We start from the raw sequence: 650 nt of genomic DNA, 5'->3' as shown, positions 1-650 counted from the left end.
GGACGTCAGTGGTTCGGTGTTGCGGGCGTGGTTGCGTGAGCGTGTGCCGGATTACCTTGTGCCGTCGGTGTTCGTGGCGCTGGATCGGCTTCCGCTGACACCGAACGGCAAGGTCGACCGTCGAGGGCTGCCCGATCCGGAGCCGGAGACGACCGGCGAGGCGTATGTCGCACCCCGGAACGCTGCCGAGGAAGCGCTGGCAGCCGTCTGGTCGCAGGTGCTGGGCGTCGAGCGTGTTGGCGTGCATGACAACTTCTTCGAGCTCGGTGGCGACTCCATCCTGAGCTTGCAGATCGTGTCTCGCGTTCGTGCGGCAGGTCTTGGTATCGATGTGGCGGACGTGTTCGCCCACCAGACCATCGCCGAGTTCGCTCTCGCGGTGCGTGACACGCCTGCGGTCTCCTTGGCCGAGCAGGGCGTTGTCACGGGCCCCGTCCCCTTCACGCCGATTCAGCGTTGGTTCCTGGCTCAGGACATCCCGGATCGGGACCACTGGAACTGGTCGGGCATGTTCGAGCTGGCGCCTGGCACCGATGCCGATCGCCTGGCGTTGGCGCTCGATGCCGTGGTGGCGCATCACGATGCGCTGCGCATCCGGTTCACACCGGAGAGCCAGCACAACGCCGGCATCGAGGCCACCGGTCTGCTGC

At 66.6% G+C, this 650-nt stretch carries 1 protein-coding gene; it reads left to right on the top strand.

All coding sequences use genetic code 11. The features are described from left to right. Nucleotides 1-67 precede the first annotated feature (67 nt). A partial coding sequence (locus tag FXN61_RS49860) for a phosphopantetheine-binding protein (RefSeq protein ID WP_312878604.1) occupies nt 68-650 on the top strand: 583 nt, incomplete at its 3' end.

Source organism: Lentzea indica, from assembly GCF_012184385.1.
GTDB classification, from domain to species: Bacteria; Actinomycetota; Actinomycetes; order Mycobacteriales; family Pseudonocardiaceae; genus Lentzea; species Lentzea indica.
The sequence above is the reverse complement of the archived record's forward strand: the minus strand, read 5'-3'. Positions and strand labels throughout refer to the sequence as shown.